The organism is Streptomyces poriticola, from assembly GCF_036689765.1.
In the GTDB taxonomy this organism is placed as follows: domain Bacteria; phylum Actinomycetota; class Actinomycetes; order Streptomycetales; family Streptomycetaceae; genus Streptomyces; species Streptomyces poriticola.
Window position 1 is genome coordinate 1 of sequence record NZ_JBAGKH010000101.1, and the last position, 631, is coordinate 631.

Sequence of the window (631 nt, forward strand, 5' to 3'; positions counted from 1 at the left end):
GTCCGAGGTGTTCAGGAAGCCGGGCTCCACGGTGGAGAAGAAGGGGATGTCGGCCGGGTGGGGCTGGATTCCCGCGAGTGCATCGGCCAGTTGGGCTTTGATGGCTTCGACGTGTGCGGAGTGTGAGGCGTAGTCGACGGGGATGAGCCGGGCCCGGATGTCCTGGCCTTGAAGGTCCGCGACCAGGGTTTCGACGGCGTCCTTGTCGCCCGAAATGACGGTGGTGTTGGGGCCGTTGGCGGCGGCGATGCTGACGCCGCTGGTCAGGTGTTCTTCGACCGTCTGGACAGGCTGGGGGATGGAGGCCATGGTGCCCAGCCCGGCGAGGTGTTCGCCGATGATTCGTGCGCGTACGGCGACGACCTTGGCCGCGTCCTCGAGCGACAGCGCACCCGCCACAGCCGCGGCGGCGATCTCGCCCTGGGAGTGGCCGACGACCGCATCCGGACGGACACCGAGTTCCTGCCAGGTCGCGGCGAGAGACACCATCACCGCCCAGGTCACAGGCTGGATGACGTTGACCCGGTCCAAGTCGGCGCCGGAGCGCAGCACCTCGGTCAGCGACCAGTCGACGTAAGGCGCGAGCGCTTCCTCGCAGCGGGCAATGGACTCGGCGAACGCGGGCACAGCA

General features: G+C 68.3%; 1 protein-coding gene. It reads right to left on the reverse strand.

What is annotated here, in order from left to right; all coding sequences use genetic code 11:
* Positions 1–631 (reverse strand): acyltransferase domain-containing protein (locus tag V5O46_RS31625; RefSeq protein ID WP_332888175.1); only part of this gene is annotated, 631 nt, incomplete at both ends.